The sequence below is a fragment of the Rhizobium ecuadorense genome, from assembly GCF_001187535.1.
Classification (GTDB): domain Bacteria; phylum Pseudomonadota; class Alphaproteobacteria; order Rhizobiales; family Rhizobiaceae; genus Rhizobium; species Rhizobium ecuadorense.
The window spans coordinates 1-293 of sequence record NZ_LFIO01001644.1; the positions used below are offsets into that span (position 1 = coordinate 1).

The following is a 293-nucleotide window of genomic DNA, read 5'->3' on the forward strand; positions in this document are numbered from 1 at the left end:
ACTTGGTGTCTCCAGGGCTGCTCCAGACGAACGTTGGAACATACCCCCCTTTCGGAATGTCCATTCGAACAGGATCATCCTGTCCGGCTACAAGATAGTAGCGCTCCAAGCTTTGCCGCAGCCGTCCCGCCCCGATCCGCACGACCGGGTCGTCCTGCGAGAAGCCTTGGGAGCGCTTGAACACCTCCACCGCAACGGAATAGCCCTTGATGCGCTTGGCGTTGCCTGCCAGCGTCTCCTCTGTGATGTACCGCAGGAAATCGGCGCTACGGCCAGTGTGGGGAAACTCCGGA

The 293-nt window shown here is 60.4% G+C and carries 1 pseudogene; it reads right to left on the reverse strand.

The features are described 5' to 3' along the window. Nucleotides 1–293, reverse strand: a pseudogene (locus tag AF337_RS32860) (adenylate cyclase); the annotation flags it as partial.